At 53.8% G+C, this 16145-nt stretch carries 14 protein-coding genes and 1 pseudogene; 12 read left to right on the forward strand and 3 right to left on the reverse strand.

The window, feature by feature from the left end; genetic code table 11:
- Positions 1 to 71: 71 nt before the first annotated feature.
- Positions 72 to 1670: an ABC transporter substrate-binding protein gene (locus tag SFC07_RS02325; protein ID WP_411206611.1), complete on the reverse strand. Its 1599-nt coding sequence runs from the start codon at positions 1668 to 1670 to the stop codon at positions 72 to 74.
- A 414-nt stretch (positions 1671 to 2084) separates the two neighbouring features.
- Positions 2085 to 2903 carry a DUF4439 domain-containing protein gene (locus SFC07_RS02330; protein WP_411206612.1) on the reverse strand — a complete coding sequence of 273 codons (819 nt, stop codon included), beginning with the start codon at positions 2901 to 2903 and terminating at the stop codon, positions 2085 to 2087.
- A gap of 54 nt (positions 2904 to 2957) precedes the next feature.
- On the opposite strand from SFC07_RS02330, the gene rimP reads away from it, so the two are divergent.
- The 9 genes and pseudogenes from rimP (at position 2958) to SFC07_RS02375 (ending at position 12721) form a co-directional block, all read left to right on the forward strand.
- Positions 2958 to 3494 carry a ribosome maturation factor RimP gene (rimP, locus tag SFC07_RS02335; RefSeq protein WP_411206613.1) on the forward strand — a complete coding sequence of 179 codons (537 nt, stop codon included), beginning with the start codon at positions 2958 to 2960 and terminating at the stop codon, positions 3492 to 3494.
- 31 nt (positions 3495 to 3525) lie between these two features.
- Entirely contained in the window at positions 3526 to 4527 is a 1002-nt protein-coding gene (nusA, locus tag SFC07_RS02340) for a transcription termination factor NusA (protein WP_411206614.1), read from the forward strand.
- Between the two features lie 184 nt (positions 4528 to 4711).
- Positions 4712 to 5069, forward strand: a pseudogene (locus SFC07_RS02345) (YlxR family protein).
- Positions 5070 to 5174: 105 nt separating this feature from the next.
- Positions 5175 to 8138 carry a translation initiation factor IF-2 gene (gene infB / locus SFC07_RS02350; RefSeq protein ID WP_411206615.1) on the forward strand — a complete coding sequence of 988 codons (2964 nt, stop codon included), beginning with the start codon at positions 5175 to 5177 and terminating at the stop codon, positions 8136 to 8138.
- A gap of 237 nt (positions 8139 to 8375) precedes the next feature.
- Positions 8376 to 8825 carry a 30S ribosome-binding factor RbfA gene (gene rbfA, locus SFC07_RS02355; protein ID WP_411206616.1) on the forward strand — a complete coding sequence of 150 codons (450 nt, stop codon included), beginning with the start codon at positions 8376 to 8378 and terminating at the stop codon, positions 8823 to 8825.
- A 5-nt stretch (positions 8826 to 8830) separates the two neighbouring features.
- On the forward strand, positions 8831 to 9829 hold the full coding sequence (locus tag SFC07_RS02360) for a DHH family phosphoesterase (RefSeq protein ID WP_411206617.1): 999 nt from the start codon (positions 8831 to 8833) through the stop codon (positions 9827 to 9829).
- 2 nt (positions 9830 to 9831) lie between these two features.
- Positions 9832 to 11157 (forward strand): MATE family efflux transporter, encoded by a 1326-nt coding sequence (locus tag SFC07_RS02365; protein WP_411206618.1) that lies wholly within the window; start codon positions 9832 to 9834, stop codon positions 11155 to 11157.
- A gap of 111 nt (positions 11158 to 11268) precedes the next feature.
- Positions 11269 to 12075, forward strand: a complete 807-nt coding sequence (locus tag SFC07_RS02370) for a metallophosphoesterase family protein (protein WP_411206619.1) — start codon at positions 11269 to 11271, stop codon at positions 12073 to 12075.
- On the forward strand, positions 12065 to 12721 hold the full coding sequence (locus SFC07_RS02375) for a 4'-phosphopantetheinyl transferase family protein (protein WP_411206620.1): 657 nt from the start codon (positions 12065 to 12067) through the stop codon (positions 12719 to 12721). The genes SFC07_RS02370 and SFC07_RS02375 overlap by 11 nt, the downstream gene beginning before the upstream one ends.
- A gap of 19 nt (positions 12722 to 12740) precedes the next feature.
- Here the strand turns inward: SFC07_RS02375 and truB are convergent, their stop codons facing one another.
- Complete coding sequence (gene truB, locus SFC07_RS02380) at positions 12741 to 13634, reverse strand: tRNA pseudouridine(55) synthase TruB (protein WP_411206621.1); 894 nt, start codon at positions 13632 to 13634, stop codon at positions 12741 to 12743.
- Between the two features lie 31 nt (positions 13635 to 13665).
- Here truB and SFC07_RS02385 point away from each other — a divergent pair, with 31 nt between their 5' ends.
- The 3 genes from SFC07_RS02385 (at position 13666) to rpsO (ending at position 16099) form a co-directional block, all read left to right on the forward strand.
- Positions 13666 to 14691: a bifunctional riboflavin kinase/FAD synthetase gene (locus SFC07_RS02385; protein ID WP_411206622.1), complete on the forward strand. Its 1026-nt coding sequence runs from the start codon at positions 13666 to 13668 to the stop codon at positions 14689 to 14691.
- Between the two features lie 57 nt (positions 14692 to 14748).
- Complete coding sequence (locus SFC07_RS02390; RefSeq protein ID WP_411206623.1) at positions 14749 to 15699, forward strand: nucleoside hydrolase; 951 nt, start codon at positions 14749 to 14751, stop codon at positions 15697 to 15699.
- 130 nt (positions 15700 to 15829) lie between these two features.
- Positions 15830 to 16099, forward strand: coding sequence for a 30S ribosomal protein S15 (gene rpsO / locus SFC07_RS02395; protein WP_015651534.1), 270 nt, complete (start codon positions 15830 to 15832; stop codon positions 16097 to 16099).
- Positions 16100 to 16145 lie beyond the last annotated feature (46 nt).

The following is a 16145-nucleotide window of genomic DNA, read 5'->3' on the forward strand; positions in this document are numbered from 1 at the left end:
TGGTTGACAGTTTCCTGGGCCTTTGGGTTTAGCTCCGAATAAAGCTAAGTGGTGAAGCGGAAATCACGTGATTATTGCTTGGTGATCTTGTAGTACGCAGGCTGAGAATTCCACTGGAATTCAACATTGTCCACGTTCTGGGAGTAGCCACCAACAGCGTTGGAGTACCACAGTGGGATTGCTGGGAGATCCTGCAGCAGGATTTCCTGAGCTTGGTTGTACAGCGGGGTAGCAGCTGCTACGTCTGCTGCGGCTGCAGCCTCGGTGAGCTTGGCGTCGAATGCTGGGTTGGAGTAGTCGCCGTCGTTGGAGCCTGCGCCGGTGACGTACAAAGGTCCGAGGAAGTTGCCCAAGGATGGGTAGTCTGCCTGCCAGCCGGTACGGAATGCGCCCTTGATGGTGCGGTTGGTGATGTCATCACGCAGGGACTTGAAGTCTGGGTATGGGTTGCCAATGGCGTCAATGCCCAAAGTGTTGCGGATGGAGTTGGCAGTAGCATCTGCCCAAGCCTGGTGGCCGCCATCGGCATTGTAGGAAATGGAGAATTCGCCACTCCATGGGGAAATGGCATCAGCCTGTGCCCACAGTTCCTTGGCGCGTTCTGGGTCGTAGGTCAGAACCTCGGCACCGGCAAGGGAATCAGAGTGTCCATCGATGACCGGGGAGGTGAAGTCAGTTGCTGGGGTGCGGGTGCCTTCGAAGATGGTGGTGGTGATTTCCTCGCGGTTAATAGCTAGAGAAATCGCCTGGCGGCGCAGCTTGCCTTCTTCGCCAGCGAAGTGCTCGAGGCTCTCGGGGATGGTGAAGGACTGGAATACAGCGGAAGGCTGGTTGATGGAACGGCCAGCAAGTTCCTCTTCATAAGAGGAGAAAGCAGAGTCTGGGATTGCGTCCAAAACGTCGAGGTTATCGGAGAGCAAGTCTGCGTAGGCTGCGTCGAAGGTGGGGTAGAAGATGAACTTCACGCCATCATTTTGGACGGTTTGGCCGCCGGTGTAGTCCTCATTCGGAACGATGGTGGCGTCTTGGTTGTGGTTCCATTCAGCAAGTTTGTAGGGGCCATTGCCCACTGGGTTCTCGCCAAAGGCGGTCATATCTTCAAAGGCAGAATCCGGCAGTGGGTAGAAGGCGGAGTAGCCAAGACGGAGTGGGAAGTCAGATTCGGGCTGGTTGAGCTCGATGGTGAAGGTTTTATCGTCGATAACCTTCAAACCCTCCATGGATTCCTTGCCTTCTTCATAACCGAGGATGGATTCGAAGAAGTAGGAGGAGAGGGTGGCGTTGGCAACGTTATAGTTCCATGCCTTGACGAAGTTCTCTGCCTTGACTGGGGTGCCATCGGTGAAGGTTTGGCCGTCCTTCAAAGTGACGCGATAGGTCTTGTCGCCTTCCAATTCAATGGATTCAGCAACGTCATTGACGGGGGAGCCGTCCACATCGTAGTACACCAGGCCAGCAAAAATGCTGTCGACGATACGTCCGCCGCCAACTTCGTTGGTGTTGCCTGGGACTAGGGGGTTTTGTGGCTCGGTGCCGTTAACGAGGACGTAGTTTCCTTCGCCTTCGCTACCTGCTGCGGAGCTGTCGGACGAGGAGTCCGAGGAGCAAGCTGCGAGGCTGAGTGCAAGTGCAGCTGCTGTCGTGACAGCAAGAGACTTCTTCAAAGTCATGATTGACCTCCGTTGAATTGAATAGTCCACCAGGATTTCTCACCTTGTGGGGTCCGGTAACTCAAATAGTATTTGCGATATGGGTCACAACAAAACCCCCGAGAGACAGGTGGATCACATATTTGTTAGCAAAAATTAACCAGTATCACAGGTTGCTAGGTGTGAGCTGGGAGTTTCTGGCTACGTGATAAATCCTAACAGCATATCTATCGATTAATCGATATTTGACCTACCCCTTAAAGGGTGTAGAAAATGGAGTCTTGGCAGGTGGGGGATTGGAAAACGATTGCACAAAAATTGCCAAAATCTTAGTAAATAATAAGAAGAGTATTAATTTTTTCTATGACCCACGCACCTAAAACCGCCCCGCTGCGGCCTAGTGGCTGCGGCGGGGCGGCGTCGAAAAGCGTGGTTTTAAAGCTCGCGGGCAGTATCGCCGGCGATCTCAGTGCACAACACTCGCCAGGCGTCGGTGGTGGAGGCAGCAGCGGCAGCATGCCAGGCGGAAACCGCATTCTCCTGAACCTTAGACACGGTGAGCTGGGCTGACGCGGCGTCGGTTGGTTCGGGAATATCACTGCGATAGCCCGGCGAGAAACTATCTTCAGCGGAATCTCCCAGAATGTGCACCAAGACACTCGCACGCTGCTGGTGATTGGAAATCGCGCTCTCAATTGCGGATTGCTGCTCGGTAGGGGAATATGCCAAAGCGACTCCCAAGGACCAGGCTGCGGCGTATTCCCGAGAAAGCATTTCCTTCGCCACAGCTTGCTCTGCATCGGTCAGGGTGAGGTTAGTGGGAGCTTGTAAATCCTCTTCAGGGGCTGCCGTAAAACGCGCCTGCTCAATATATTGCTCAGTAATTAGAGCAACCGAATCCGCCGGAATTTCATCCAATTTATCCAGGATCAGAGATTGACTATCTGCAATATAACTTGCTGCATCTGTTGCGGGGGATGCCCCAATGGCAGTTAATTCGACCGTACAAGATTCAGGCACCGTCCCCTCATCGGTGTACCCGCATTGGCGATCAATCTCAGCTTGGATCTCCTGTGCATGCTCCGAGCGTAAAGCCGAAGCCTCGGGAGCAGTTGTTGCCAAAGCATGAGAATCCAATTGCGCGTCCTGCAGCATTTCCACCAAAACCGGATCAGGCTCAGGGGAGGGCGTGCAACCACTTAAGGTGGCTGCCAGCAAAGAAATGCTAATGAGGGAAATGGTGCGCGCGTGCATGGATTAATAGTCTAATGCCAAACAAAGAAATTCTGACAGGTTATCCTTGAGGGCATGGCATTTCCCACCAGTGAAGAACTCACTACATTAATTGCGCCTTTGGCAGCATCCCACAACTTGGATATTGAAGGTTTGCGCGTCACCAAAGCCGGCCCCAAGTCCGCCGTGGCTATTAAGCTCGACTCAGATCAACGCCCGGACCTTGACTTGCTGGAGGTTGTGAGCCAAGAGATCGGAGAGCTTTTCGACGCCGCCGAGGCGCGCGGTGATTTGAGTTTTGGGGCGGGGTACACGCTGGAGGTCTCCACCCCCGGTGTGGATAATCCTTTAACCCAGCCGCGTCATTGGCGCCGCAATCGCGGTCATTTGGTGGCACTGACTGTGGACGGAAAAAAGGAGGTAGCCCGCATTGGTGCCCTTAATGATGACGAGACTGCGGTGGTACTCATCACCAGAAATAAGAAGCTGCTCGAGGTTACAGTCCTAGAATTAGCAAATTCACCCCATGCAGTGGTAGAAATTGAATTCGCGAAACCTGCGCAGGAAGAAATAGAACTCGCGGAAAGCACATTTGACGAAGCCACCGCTTAAAGAGTGCGGTGGATGCTTGAGAGGAAGACAAGTGAATATTGATGTCCAGGCTTTAAAAGCCATCGAGTCTGAAAAGGGAATTCCCGTTTCAGATTTGGTTCGCACCATTGCGAGCGCATTGCTGCACGCCTACTTGGATAGCCGTGAATCAGAGGCCGATGAAAACTCCCGAGCCCGCGTGGACATCGATACCGCCACCGGCGCCGTCGCTGTCATCATCACCGAATTTGATGAGGATGGAGAAGTCTCCTCCGAATATGACGGCACCCCTGATAACTTCGGACGCATCAGCGCCCGCGCAGTCCGTGACGCCATTGTAAAAAGGCTCCGCGAAGCAGAAGCATCCCGCGCTTTTGATGCCTATGCAGAATATGAAGGCACTGTAGTTTCCGGCATTGTGCAGGCTGACGCCCGTGCTGCCGAACGTGGCATCATTGTTGTCCAATTGGGCACCGAAGCTGATAACCAAGACGGCATCTTGCTGCCAGCAGAACAAATCCCCGGCGAGAAGCTCAAGCACGGCGATCGTGTAAAGAGCTATGTTGTGGGCGTAGGCAAGGGCACCACCGGCATCGAAATCAACCTGTCTCGTACGCACCCAGAATTGGTACGTCGCCTTTTTGAATTGGAAATTCCTGAGGTTGCCGATGGCTCCGTGGAAATTGTGTCTATCTCCCGTGAAGCAGGACACCGCTCCAAGGTTGCCGTGCAGGCAACTGTAAAGAACCTCAATGCCAAGGGTGCCTGCATTGGGCCACGTGGTCAGCGTGTTTCCAATATCATGCGCGAACTTGGTGGCGAGAAGATCGATATCATCGATTTCTCTGAGGATCCTGCGACCTTTGTTGGCAATGCACTGGCTCCATCCAAGGTGGTCAATGTGGAAATTACCGACGCTGAAGCACAGACCGCACGCGTTGTTGTTCCTGACTACCAGCTGTCTTTGGCCATTGGTAAAGAAGGGCAAAATGCTCGTCTAGCTGCACGTCTTACCGGTTGGAAGATCGATATTCATTCCGATCTGGACGTCTAAAAAGCCCTGAAAGGGCGGCGTCGAAAAGCTGCTTTTAAGGTCTTTTAAAAAACCCGTTTGGATTAAAATCCAAGCGGGTTCCAATTTTGGGGTCCGATAGCGTAACATTGGACAAAGGCCCATATGCGGGCAGAGGTTATGTCCGATCGGGCGTAATTAAAGTGCACATTGCGAAAGGGATTGAATGCCAGAGATTCACCAAACAGATGCTTCAGCATCTGCACACGTGGAATCTTTAAAAAGCGCAACAATCCGGATCCGAACCTGCATCGCCACACGCCAGCAACTGCCTGATACGGCCTTGCTCCGTGTGGTTGAAGACCAGGATAATCCTGGAGTGATTCTTCCCGACCCGAATCGTCGGATGTCTGGAAGAGGAGCATGGTTAACACCCTCCATCGCCGCATTGGACCTTGCTGAACAGCGTCGTGCCTTTGGCCGAGCGCTAAGGGTGTCCACGAAAGTGGATACAGGTCACGTACGCACGTACCTGGCGGAGACTACCGCCGGACCCGATATTTATAAGGAAGACTGAACACTGATGAGCACACGATGAAGCATCAGCGATGAACGTCAATAACCACTGCTAGAGATCAGGGACCCTTTCATGGGCCTTCGAATCTCTGGCAAAAAACTAGAGGAGAGAAGTGCCCGGAAAGCTACGTGTACACGAGCTCGCAAAGCAGCTCGGTATTACCAGCAAGGAACTACTTGCCACACTTAAAGACAAAGGCGAGTTTGTTAAAACCGCATCTTCAACCATTGAACCCCCGGTGGTAAAAAAGATGAAGGAACACTACGGATCTACCGGTTCAGATAAGATCGCCGTAACTCCAAAATCAGCTGGAAAACCAGCAACTCCCGGCCCTAAGCCAGGAGCAGCAGCTCCTAAGCCAGGCGCCGAGAAGAAGCCTGCCCCAACCCCTGGTGCAGTTGCTTCCGCAAAGCCAACTCCAAAGCCAGCTGCTGCAGCTAAGCCTGCACCAAAGCTTGCCTCCGCAGCTAAGCCTGCGCCGGCCAAGCCTACAGCTGCAGCAACTCCAAAGCCAGCTAATAAGCCAGCTCCAGCTGCTAAGCCAACCTTCTCCGCACCGACCCCAGGTGATGCGGTTAAGAAGACTGAGGCTGCAAAGCCTGCAACCGAAGCTCCACGTCCTGGTGGTATGCCTCGCCCAATGGGCAAGCCTGCACCAAAGCCAGGCGCACGTGCACCTCGTGTAGCAAATAACCCATTCTCCACCGGTGGCAGCGAGCGTCCAGCTCCTCGCCCAGGTGGCGGCCCACGCCCAGGTGGCGCTCCTCGCCCAGGTGGCGGAAACCGCCCACAGGGTGGCGGACGTCCTGGTGGCCAGCGTGAAGACCGTGGAGGTCAGCGCGAAGGCCGTGAAGGCCAAGGCGCTCAGGGCAACCGCGGTGGCCAGCGTCCAGGCGCAGGCAACGGCGGACCACGCCCACAGGGTGGATCTCGCCCACAGGGCAATGCATCCCAGGGTGCAGGTTCCCAGGAGCGTCAGGGTGGCGGACGTCGTCCATCACCAGCAATGATGCCTCCAACCCCAGGTCAGATGCCTGCTAAGGCAGCTGGCGGCAAGGGTGGCCGTGGTGGCAACTCTGGCGGTGGCCAGGGTGGCTTCAACCGTGGCGGCGGAGCTGCCGGTGGCGCAGGTCGCGGCGGACGTCGTGGCGGCACCGCAGGTGCTTTCGGTCGTCCAGGTGGCGCCCCACGTCGTGGACGCAAGTCCAAGCGTCAAAAGCGCAATGAATACGAATCAATGCAGGCACCAAATGTCATCGGCGGCGTACGTTTGCCAGATGGCCGTGGCGATTCCATTCGTCTCGCACGTGGTGCATCCCTAGCTGACTTCGCTGACAAGATCGGCGCCGACGCAGCTGCATTGGTGCAGGCATTGTTCAACCTTGGCGAAATGGTCACCGCGACCGCATCTGTTTCTGATGAAACCTTGATGCTGCTCGGTGAGGAAATGAACTACAAGGTTCAGGTTGTTTCCCCTGAGGACGAAGACCGTGAGCTGCTCGAGAGCTTCGATCTGCAGTTCGGTGAAGACGAAGGCGGCGAGGAAGACCTTGCTAAGCGTCCTCCAGTTGTCACCGTCATGGGTCACGTTGACCACGGTAAGACTCGTTTGCTCGATACCATCCGTAAGACCAACGTCGGTTCCGACGAAGCTGGCGGAATCACCCAGGGTATTGGTGCATACCAGGTCAAGGTCGATGTTGAAGGCGCAGAGCGCACCATCACCTTCCTTGACACCCCAGGTCACGAGGCCTTCACCGCAATGCGTGCCCGTGGTGCAAAGTCAACCGATATCGCGGTTTTGGTTGTTGCAGCAGACGACGGCGTTATGCCACAGACTGTTGAAGCAATCAACCACGCTAAGGCTGCCGATGTCCCAATCGTGGTCGCAGTGAACAAGATTGATAAGCCAGACGCTTCTCCTGAGAAGATCCGCGGTCAGCTGACCGAATACGGGTTGGTTCCAGAAGAGTACGGTGGCGACACCATCTTCGTTGACATCTCTGCACGTCAGGGCACCAACATTGATGAGCTGCTCGCTTCCATCTGCTTGACCGCAGATGCTGAGCTCGACCTCGTTGCTAACCCAGAAATGGACGCACAGGGTGTTGCAATTGAAGCTCATCTTGACCGCGGTCGTGGTCCAGTGGCAACTGTTATCGTCCAGCGCGGTACCCTGCGCGTGGGTGACTCCATTGTTGCTGGTGACGCTTATGGTCGTGTGCGCCGCATGGTCGACGAATACGGTCGCGATGTGGAAGAGGCTGGTCCTTCCCGCCCAGTTCAGGTTCAAGGCCTTAATGGCGTGCCTGGCGCTGGCGACAACCTCTTGGTTGTGGAAGATGACCGCATTGCTCGTCAGATCGCCAACCAGCGTAATGCTCGTAGGCGTAATGCACTGGCAGCTCGCTCCCGCAAGCGCGTTTCCCTCGAGGACCTCGATGCAGTACTCAAGGAACACAGCACCCTCAACCTTATTCTTAAGGGTGACAACGCTGGTTCTGTTGAAGCACTGGAAGAAGCCCTGCTCAAGATCGAAATGGACGATGAAGTCCAGCTCAACATCATTGACCGTGGTGTAGGTGCTGTTACTCAGACCAACGTTTCCTTGGCTGCTGCCTCCGACGCTGTGATCATTGCTTTCAATGTTCGCGCAGAGGGCAAGGCAACTGAAGAAGCTAACGCTGAAGGTGTGGAAGTTCGCTACTACACCGTCATCTACCGTGCGATTGAAGAAGTTGAGTCCGCTCTGAAGGGCATGCTCAAGCCAATCTACGAAGAGCGCGTTATCGGCCACGCTGAGATCCGTGCCCTCTTCAAGGCTTCCTCCATCGGCCTCATCGCAGGTTGTATGATCGAAGACGGCAAGGTGCGCCGCAACGCAACCGTTCGCATTATCCGAGACGGCAATGTTATTGCTGAAAATGCGAAGATCGAATCCCTGCGTCGTGAGAAGGATGACGTCACTGAGGTCACTGCAGGTTATGAATGCGGTATGGTTCTGTCCTACCCAGACATCTCTGTAGATGACAAGATCGAAGTCTACGAAATGGTTGAGGTTCCCCGCGAAAGCTAAGCGGAACTAAAAGATCATAAAGATCGGGCTTATTGGGTAAGCATCAACTTGCTTCCCAATAAGCCCGATTTTAACTTTCCCAGTGGTTCCCGGGGATAGAGTTTTGTCATAGGGGACCGACCCATCGCCACCCAAAAATAAAGGGCGTTTCCGCCCGGATGCTTATTCATTTGTGAGTGTGGCAGGGTAGAATTTTTCAGGAATTACTAAGAGTAAAAGATTAAGGGAGTGGTCCATATGGTGGATACCGCACGCGCAGCTAGAATGGCCAAGCGCATTCAGACCATCGTCGCCAGCGCCATTGAGCGCGAGATCAAGGACCGTCGTCTGGAATTCGTGACCATCACCGATGTCACCATGACCGGTGACCTCCATGACGCCACCGTTTTTTATACCGTCCGTGGCGCCACCGTTGAGGACAAGCCAGACACCGAGGCAGCTGCAGAAGCATTGCACCGCGCCAAAGGTCAACTCCGCAAATTGGTAGGAGAGCAGCTGGGCGTACGTTTTACCCCAACCTTGACCTACCGTCTGGACACCGTGCCAGAAGCATCTGCCCATATGGAAGCCCTACTTGAGCGTGCACGCAAGCGCGATGAGGAATTGGCCAAGCTTAAGGAAAATGCAGTTCCTGCCGGCGATCCCAATCCTTATAAGACTGAAGTAGAAGAAGAGCCAAAGGCCTAAAACACGTGTCTCTGAAATCGGAATTTCACAACGCATCCCAGTTGCTCGCAGCAGCTCATTCGGTAACTGTCATTGGGCATTTGCGTCCAGACGCTGATGCTATTGGCAGTGTATGTGCCACTGTGTTGGCACTACGCCAAATGGGCCTTGATGCTCACGGCTTTGTTGGGCAAGAAGATCCGATGCCAGAGAATCTGCTCACCATCCCCGGTGCAGCCGAAGTGACCATGGCAACCACCTTGCCGGAATCAGACCTTTATGTCGTAGTGGACTGCGGCTCAATCGAACGCACCGGCGCCTTCCAAGAGGCGTTGGCGCAAAGAGAAGCCCGCACCATCGTGGTGGATCACCATGCTACAAACCCGGGTTTCGCCAAGGTGAATTTGCTTGATATTGCTGCAGAATCAACCACCACGATTTTGTATGAATGGTTTGACTTCCTCTCGGTGCAAATCACTCAAGAAATTGCACATGGACTCTACGCAGGCCTTTTAACTGACACTGCATGTTTTAGGTGGGGTCGTCCCATCATGCATGACATGGCAAAAGAACTGATGGAATTTGGGCTAGATATCCGAGCCATTTCCGCTGAACTTTTGGACCAAACTTCAGTGGATGATCTGCGCCTGGTGGGACAGATCATTTCCAAGATTGAACTGCATCAAGCAGGCCCTTATACCTTGGCAGTGCTGATCGCTGACTATGACACCATCAATGGTCGCTCCAAAACTGTGGTTGAGGGCCTCATCGAGATGGTCAGGGCAGTTGACGGTGCTGATTTCGGAGCAGTATTTAAGGAATACACCCCAGGTGAATTCACCGTCTCCCTGCGCTCGGCACATTTGAGCGTTGGACATCTAGCCGTGCATCTTGGTGGTGGAGGGCACGTTCCAGCTGCAGGTTATACCGCCCGTGGTTCTGAATTCGAAGCCTTGGATACACTCATCTCCGCCACCGTCACCTTGGGTGAATCACTGCAGCGATCCATCCCTGCTACCAGCTAAAAATGGCATCCCGATCTGATCAAACCACAGGTTCTCAGAACGCAGCAGGACAGGTAACGGCAGGCCAGATCTTTGGCTTAGCCTTCCCAGCTTTGGGAGTTTTGGCTGCCATGCCCCTCTATTTGCTGTTGGATACCGCAGTAGTGGGGCGCCTGGGTGGTTTTGAATTGGCAGCACTCGGTGCTGCCACCACCATCCAAGCGCAGATAACTACTCAACTAACTTTCTTGTCCTATGGCACCACAGCCCGGGCATCACGGTTATTTGGTGCTGCTAAAAAGCAAGAAGCCATCGCTGAAGGTGTGCAGGCGACGTGGGTAGCTATTTTGGTTGGGCTCCTCATTTCTACCGCCATGATGCTGGGAGCTCCATTTTTTAGCCTGTGGCTTAGCGGAAATACTGAGGTAGCACACGCTGCCACCCAATGGTTACGAGTTGCTGCCCTGGCAGTACCTTTGGTGCTGATTATCATGGCCGGAAATGGCTGGTTAAGAGGGATTCAAAATACTCGATTACCGCTCTATTTCACCCTCGCCGGAGTAATACCAGGTGCGATCCTCATCCCGGTGCTGGTCTCGCATTTTGGACTCATTGGTTCCGCCTGGGCGAATGTGGTGGCTGAATCCATTACCGCTGCGCTATTTTTGGGAGCTTTATTTAAAGCACATAAAGGTACCTGGCGCCCGCAGTGGCAAATTATTAAACAGCAGCTAGTAATGGGTAAGGATCTCATTTTGCGATCCCTATCCTTCCAAGTTGCATTCCTCTCGGCAGCTGCCGTGGCCGCCCGCTTTGGCACTGCATCCCTGGCTGGACATCAAATTTTGCTGCAGCTGTGGAACTTCATCACCCTTGTTTTGGATTCCTTGGCTATTGCAGCTCAAACACTTACCGGCGCAGCCTTAGGAGCCAAAAGCGCACAGGTGGCCCGCACCGTGGGCATCAAAGTTGTCGGCTATTCCGTGACTTTTGCAGCTGTCCTCGGACTAGTTTTCGCCCTATTCCATCAGCAGATCCCGCGGATTTTTAGCCAAGACCAAAGTGTGCTGGCGGAAATCTCAACACCATGGTGGATTATGGTGGCCATGATTGTGCTTGGTGGCATAGTTTTTGCCATCGACGGCGTACTCCTGGGGGCCTCGGATGCAGTATTTCTCCGTAATGCTTCAATTGCTGCAGTACTGCTGGGATTTTTGCCCGGAGTATGGATTGCTTATGCCATCGGTGCAGGCCTAACCGGAGTATGGTGTGGTCTGCTGGCGTTTATCCTAATTCGCCTGGTCGCAGTGGTGATTCGTTTCCAATCGATGAAATGGGCGCGTACATAGAACATCTCTGCCGAAGGCAAGGCATAATGGACAAAAGTTATGTGCTTAAAAATTTGCAACACGCAGGCGACTATTGTGGCAACTATTGCGTGGTTAAGGCGGAGGTGAACGGTGACCACAACACTTTGGGCGGTTGCTGATCTCCATGCAGCGGTAAAAGCTAATGCGGATGCAATAGCAAAAATCCAACCACGAGATCCCTCAGATTGGCTCATCGTGGCGGGCGACGTTGCAGAGCGTACGGAATTGGTCTTGGAAGTTTTAGCCCGCCTAAGGCGCAGATTTGCCAAGGTTATTTGGGTACCGGGAAACCATGAACTATTTTCGCGCTCAGCGGATAGATACCAAGGCCGGGATAAGTATGTGGAGTTGGTGGAGGGCTGCCGCAAAATTGATGTGCTCACCCCAGAAGATCCATATTTAAATTTCGGGGGAGTGACCATCGTGCCGCTCTTTACCCTTTATGATTATTCCTTCAGACGCCCCGGCTTCACGGTGGAACAGGCAATTCAGGCGGCACGCGATCGTCAGGTCATGATGACCGATGAGTTTTCTATCGCACCTTTTGTGGATATTCGTGCTTGGTGCTGGGACCGTTTGGCTTATTCTATTAAGCGTTTAAGTAAAATCAATGGGCCAACGGTGCTGATTAATCATTGGCCATTGGTAGTGGAACCCACCCAACAAATGCGCTGGCAAGAATTGGCATTGTGGTGCGGAACTAGGCATACCCGTGGCTGGGCCGAGCGTTATCAAGCACAGGCCGTGATCTATGGGCATTTGCATATGCCCGGGACCACCACGATTAATGGTGTTAAACATATTGAGGTTTCTTTAGGATATCCCCGCGAGTGGGAACGCTGGGAAAACGGCCACGTGTGGCCTTTCCCTGTTATGGAGGTGGAAAATGCTGGATGAATCCCTCTTCCCAAGCTCAGCACGATTTTCCTTCATAAAGACCGAAAATAAGACTGCCAATTTAGACAACTTCCATCGCCTGCATCCGCTGGAAAAAGCACTGGTAGCGCACTCCGTAGATATTAGAAAAGCGGAGTTCGGCGATGCTCGCTGGTGTGCGCACCAGGCATTATCGCAACTTGGCAGGGATAAAGGGGAACCAATCCTGCGCGGTGAACGGGGAATGCCCCTATGGCCTTCTTCAGTGTCCGGCTCACTCACCCATACCGATGGATTCCGGGCGGCAGTGGTAGCACCGCGGTTACTGGTGCGGTCAATGGGCTTAGATGCTGAACCTGCGGAGCCTTTGCCTAAGGATGTTTTAGGTTCTATCGCGCGAGTAGGGGAGCTTCCTCAACTAAAACGCCTGGCAGATAATGGCATTGACTGTGCTGATCGGCTGCTTTTTTGCGCCAAGGAAGCCACCTATAAGGCGTGGTTCCCGCTTACTCATCGCTGGTTGGGCTTTGAGCAAGCAGAAATTGATATCCGTGATGACGGCACGTTTGTCTCTTATTTACTGGTACGCCCCACACCGGTGCCCTTTATTTCGGGCAAATGGGTGCTGCGCGATGGTTATGTAATTGCCACCACCGCGGTGACTTGAAGCAGAGCCATTAACAGCCCTAAAGGGTATTTGGACGCGCTACGAACACGGTTGCCAAACGTTTTCCCTTTTCCTCTACTAGGGCAATCGCGTGGCCCGAAGGAGTAACTGCAGCATGCACTCCCTTTAGGCCGCGCGGTTCTAGCCACTTGCCCATTGAAAGGTCAACACCTTGTTCTTCGGTGATCTCCAAAATTGGGTAGGAACGGGTAAGAGCTTCATCCAAGGTCAGGGACAAGTGGGCGTTTTCTTGGAGATCCGCCAAAGGGATCGCGTCGTCAAGCTTAAAAGGGCCGACCTCTGTGCGCCTTAAGGCGGTCAAATGGCCGCCCACCTGCAGAGCTTGTCCGAGGTCGCGCGCGAGCGCGCGGATGTAGGTGCCAGAGGAGCAGTGCACGCGCACGTCAAGGTCATAAAATTCACCTTCGGTGCGGAAATCCTGCACCTCAAAAACGCTGACCGTCACCGGACGGGCGGGAATTTCAACTTCTTCGCCGGCGCGCACCAATTCATGAGCGCGTCGACCGTCAATTTTGATGGCAGAAACCTTGGTTGGTTTTTGCATAATATCGCCGGTGAGGTGGCCGATTTCTCGCAAAATGTCCAGGTGGTCTAGTCCGCTGGCGTTTGTCTGGGAAATTATTTCACCTTCGGCGTCATCAGTGGTGGTGGCAGCGCCGAGGCGAATGGTTGCATCATAAGCTTTGGTGGATGCTACCAAATGCGCTAAAAAGCGCGTACCGCGTTCAATTCCGACCACCAAAACGCCTGTTGCCATCGGGTCGAGGGTGCCAGCATGGCCAACTTTGCGGGTGGAAAAAGCGCGTCGCAGTTTGGAAACTACGTCATGAGAAGTCATTCCCGCTGGCTTATCAACAATCACCAGGCCGGAAGTTTCGGCTAGAGCATTCATATCAATGAAGTCTATGCCGTAGTCTAAGACGGTGGATATTTGGCGTGGATTAAAGAGCATTCCGGAAGAACTTGCGGGATCAGTTGTGACAATTGGCGTTTTTGACGGTGTGCACCGCGGTCACCGCGCGCTCATTGCCCAAGCAGTACAACAGAGTAAAGAGCTCGGGGTGCCATGTGTCATGGTTACTTTTGATCCGCACCCCATTGCTGTCTTTTTGCCAGGTCAGGAGCCACGGCGCTTGGCAACCTTGGATTATCGCCTGAATCTGGCTGCCGAAAATGGCGTCGATGCAGCCGTGATTATTGATTTCACCAAGGAATTAGCAGGGCTATCCCCGGAAGAATATTTCTCCACCTTGCTCGTTGACCAGCTTAAAGCCAAGTCAGTGGTAGTGGGGGAGAACTTCACCTTTGGTGAAAACGGTTCCGGCACGGACGACACCATGCGCGCCCTGGGTGAAAAATTCGGGGTAAATATCACCATTGAGCCCCTGTTGTATGACGATTCTCTGAAAATCTGCTCCACCTTGGTGCGCACCTACCTCGATGAGGGCAATGTCGAGCGCGCAAACTGGGCGCTGGGCAGGCGTTATGCTGTGCGTGGGGAAGTGGTGCGCGGTGCCGGCCGCGGTGGCAAGGAATTGGGTTACCCAACTGCCAACCTCTATCTGCCCGATTCTGTGGCGCTGCCCGCCGATGGCGTTTACGCTGGCTGGTTCACCATCACTGATGACCGCACAATTGACCGTGGCATCTCCCGCGAAATTGATGGCGATATGGTCCCGGGGGTGCGTTATCCCACTGCAATTTCAGTAGGCACCAACCCCACCTTTGGCGATCAGCGTCGCAGCGTTGAGGCTTTTGTGATGGATCATGAAGCCGACCTTTATGGCCACCACGTTATGGTTGAGTTTGTGGGTCATTTGCGTGACATGGTCAAGTTCGACGGCATCGAGGAACTGCTCGACGCCATGGAAAATGATGTCAACAACGCCCGCGAGATCCTCGCCAAAGATAAGGCGCTTCTCGACGCCGCGAGCCAGTCAGCACTTTAGGTATCACCCCGGGGCACCAGCAGGTGCCCCACAAAAAGAAAGTAAGGGAAGAAAAACATGAGCAAAAAAGCCATCTTGGATCTGGATACCGGCATTGATGATGCCCTCGCCCTGGCATATGCACTGGGTTCACCTGAATTAGAAGTTATCGGTGTCACCACCACCTACGGCAACGTACTGCTGGAGACCGGAGCTGCCAATGACCTCGCTCTGCTGGAACTTTTTGGTGCTCCTGAGGTTCCCGTTTACCTGGGTGAGCCACATGCACAGACCAAAGATGGCTTTGAGGTGCTAGAAATCTCCGCTTTTATCCACGGCCAAAATGGCATTGGTGAAGTTGAACTAGCCAAGGCCGCTGCAGCTGCCCAACCTGGTGCTGTGGACTTCCTCATCTCCTCCGTCAAAGAACATGGCGATGATTTGGTCATTATTGCCACCGGTCCCATGACCAACCTTTCTGCCGCAATTGCCAAAGACCCAAGCTTTGCTGAAAACGCTCATATTGTGATCATGGGTGGCGCTTTGACTGTGCCTGGCAATGTCAGCCCTTGGGCCGAGGCAAATATTAACCAGGATCCAGATGCCGCTAATGATCTTTTCCGTTCCCGGGCAGATGTGACCATGGTTGGCCTAGACGTCACCTTACAGACCTTGCTGACCAAGGAACACACCGCTCAGTGGCGTGAGTTGGGTACTCCAGCTGCTATTGCCCTGGCTGATATGACCGATTATTACATCAAGGCCTATGAAACCACCGCACCACATTTGGGCGGCTGTGGTCTGCACGATCCACTAGCTGTGGGTGTTGCCGTTGATCCAAGCCTGGTTACTCTGCTCCCAATCAACCTCAAGGTCGATGTGGAAGGGGAGACCCGAGGCCGCACCATTGGCGATGAAGTTCGCCTCAATGACCAGGTCCGTACCTCCCGCGCAGCGGTGGCTGTGGATGTCGATCGCTTCCTTAATGAATTTATGACTCGCATCGGTCGAGTTGCTGCAGCTAAGTAGTTTGGTTTAAGGGGGTCTTGCTGTTAAGCTGATCGGTGGTTTTGCGACTGCGGTCCGTAGCAGTTGCGAAAAGTACATTCTTTAAGAATGAAATTTTTCATACGGACTGAAATAACAACAGGAGACCCCCATGGCTCTAACTTCAGAGCAGAAGAAGTCCATCCTTTCCGAGTATGGCCTGCACGAGACCGACACCGGATCCCCAGAGGCACAGATCGCTTTGCTCACCAAGCGCATCAACGATCTGACCGAGCACCTCAAGTTCCACAAGCATGATCACCACTCCCGTCGTGGCCTGCTGCTTCTCGTTGGTCGCCGTCGTGGCCTGCTGAAGTACTTGGCTGACAACAACGTTGATCGTTACCGTGACCTGATCTCTCGCCTCGGCCTGCGTCGCTAGTCTTCGGTTCTTTAACCCGCTTCCTGATTCTTAATCAGCGAGCGGG

Source organism: Corynebacterium callunae, assembly GCF_046592015.1.
GTDB classification, from domain to species: Bacteria; Actinomycetota; Actinomycetes; order Mycobacteriales; family Mycobacteriaceae; genus Corynebacterium; species Corynebacterium callunae_A.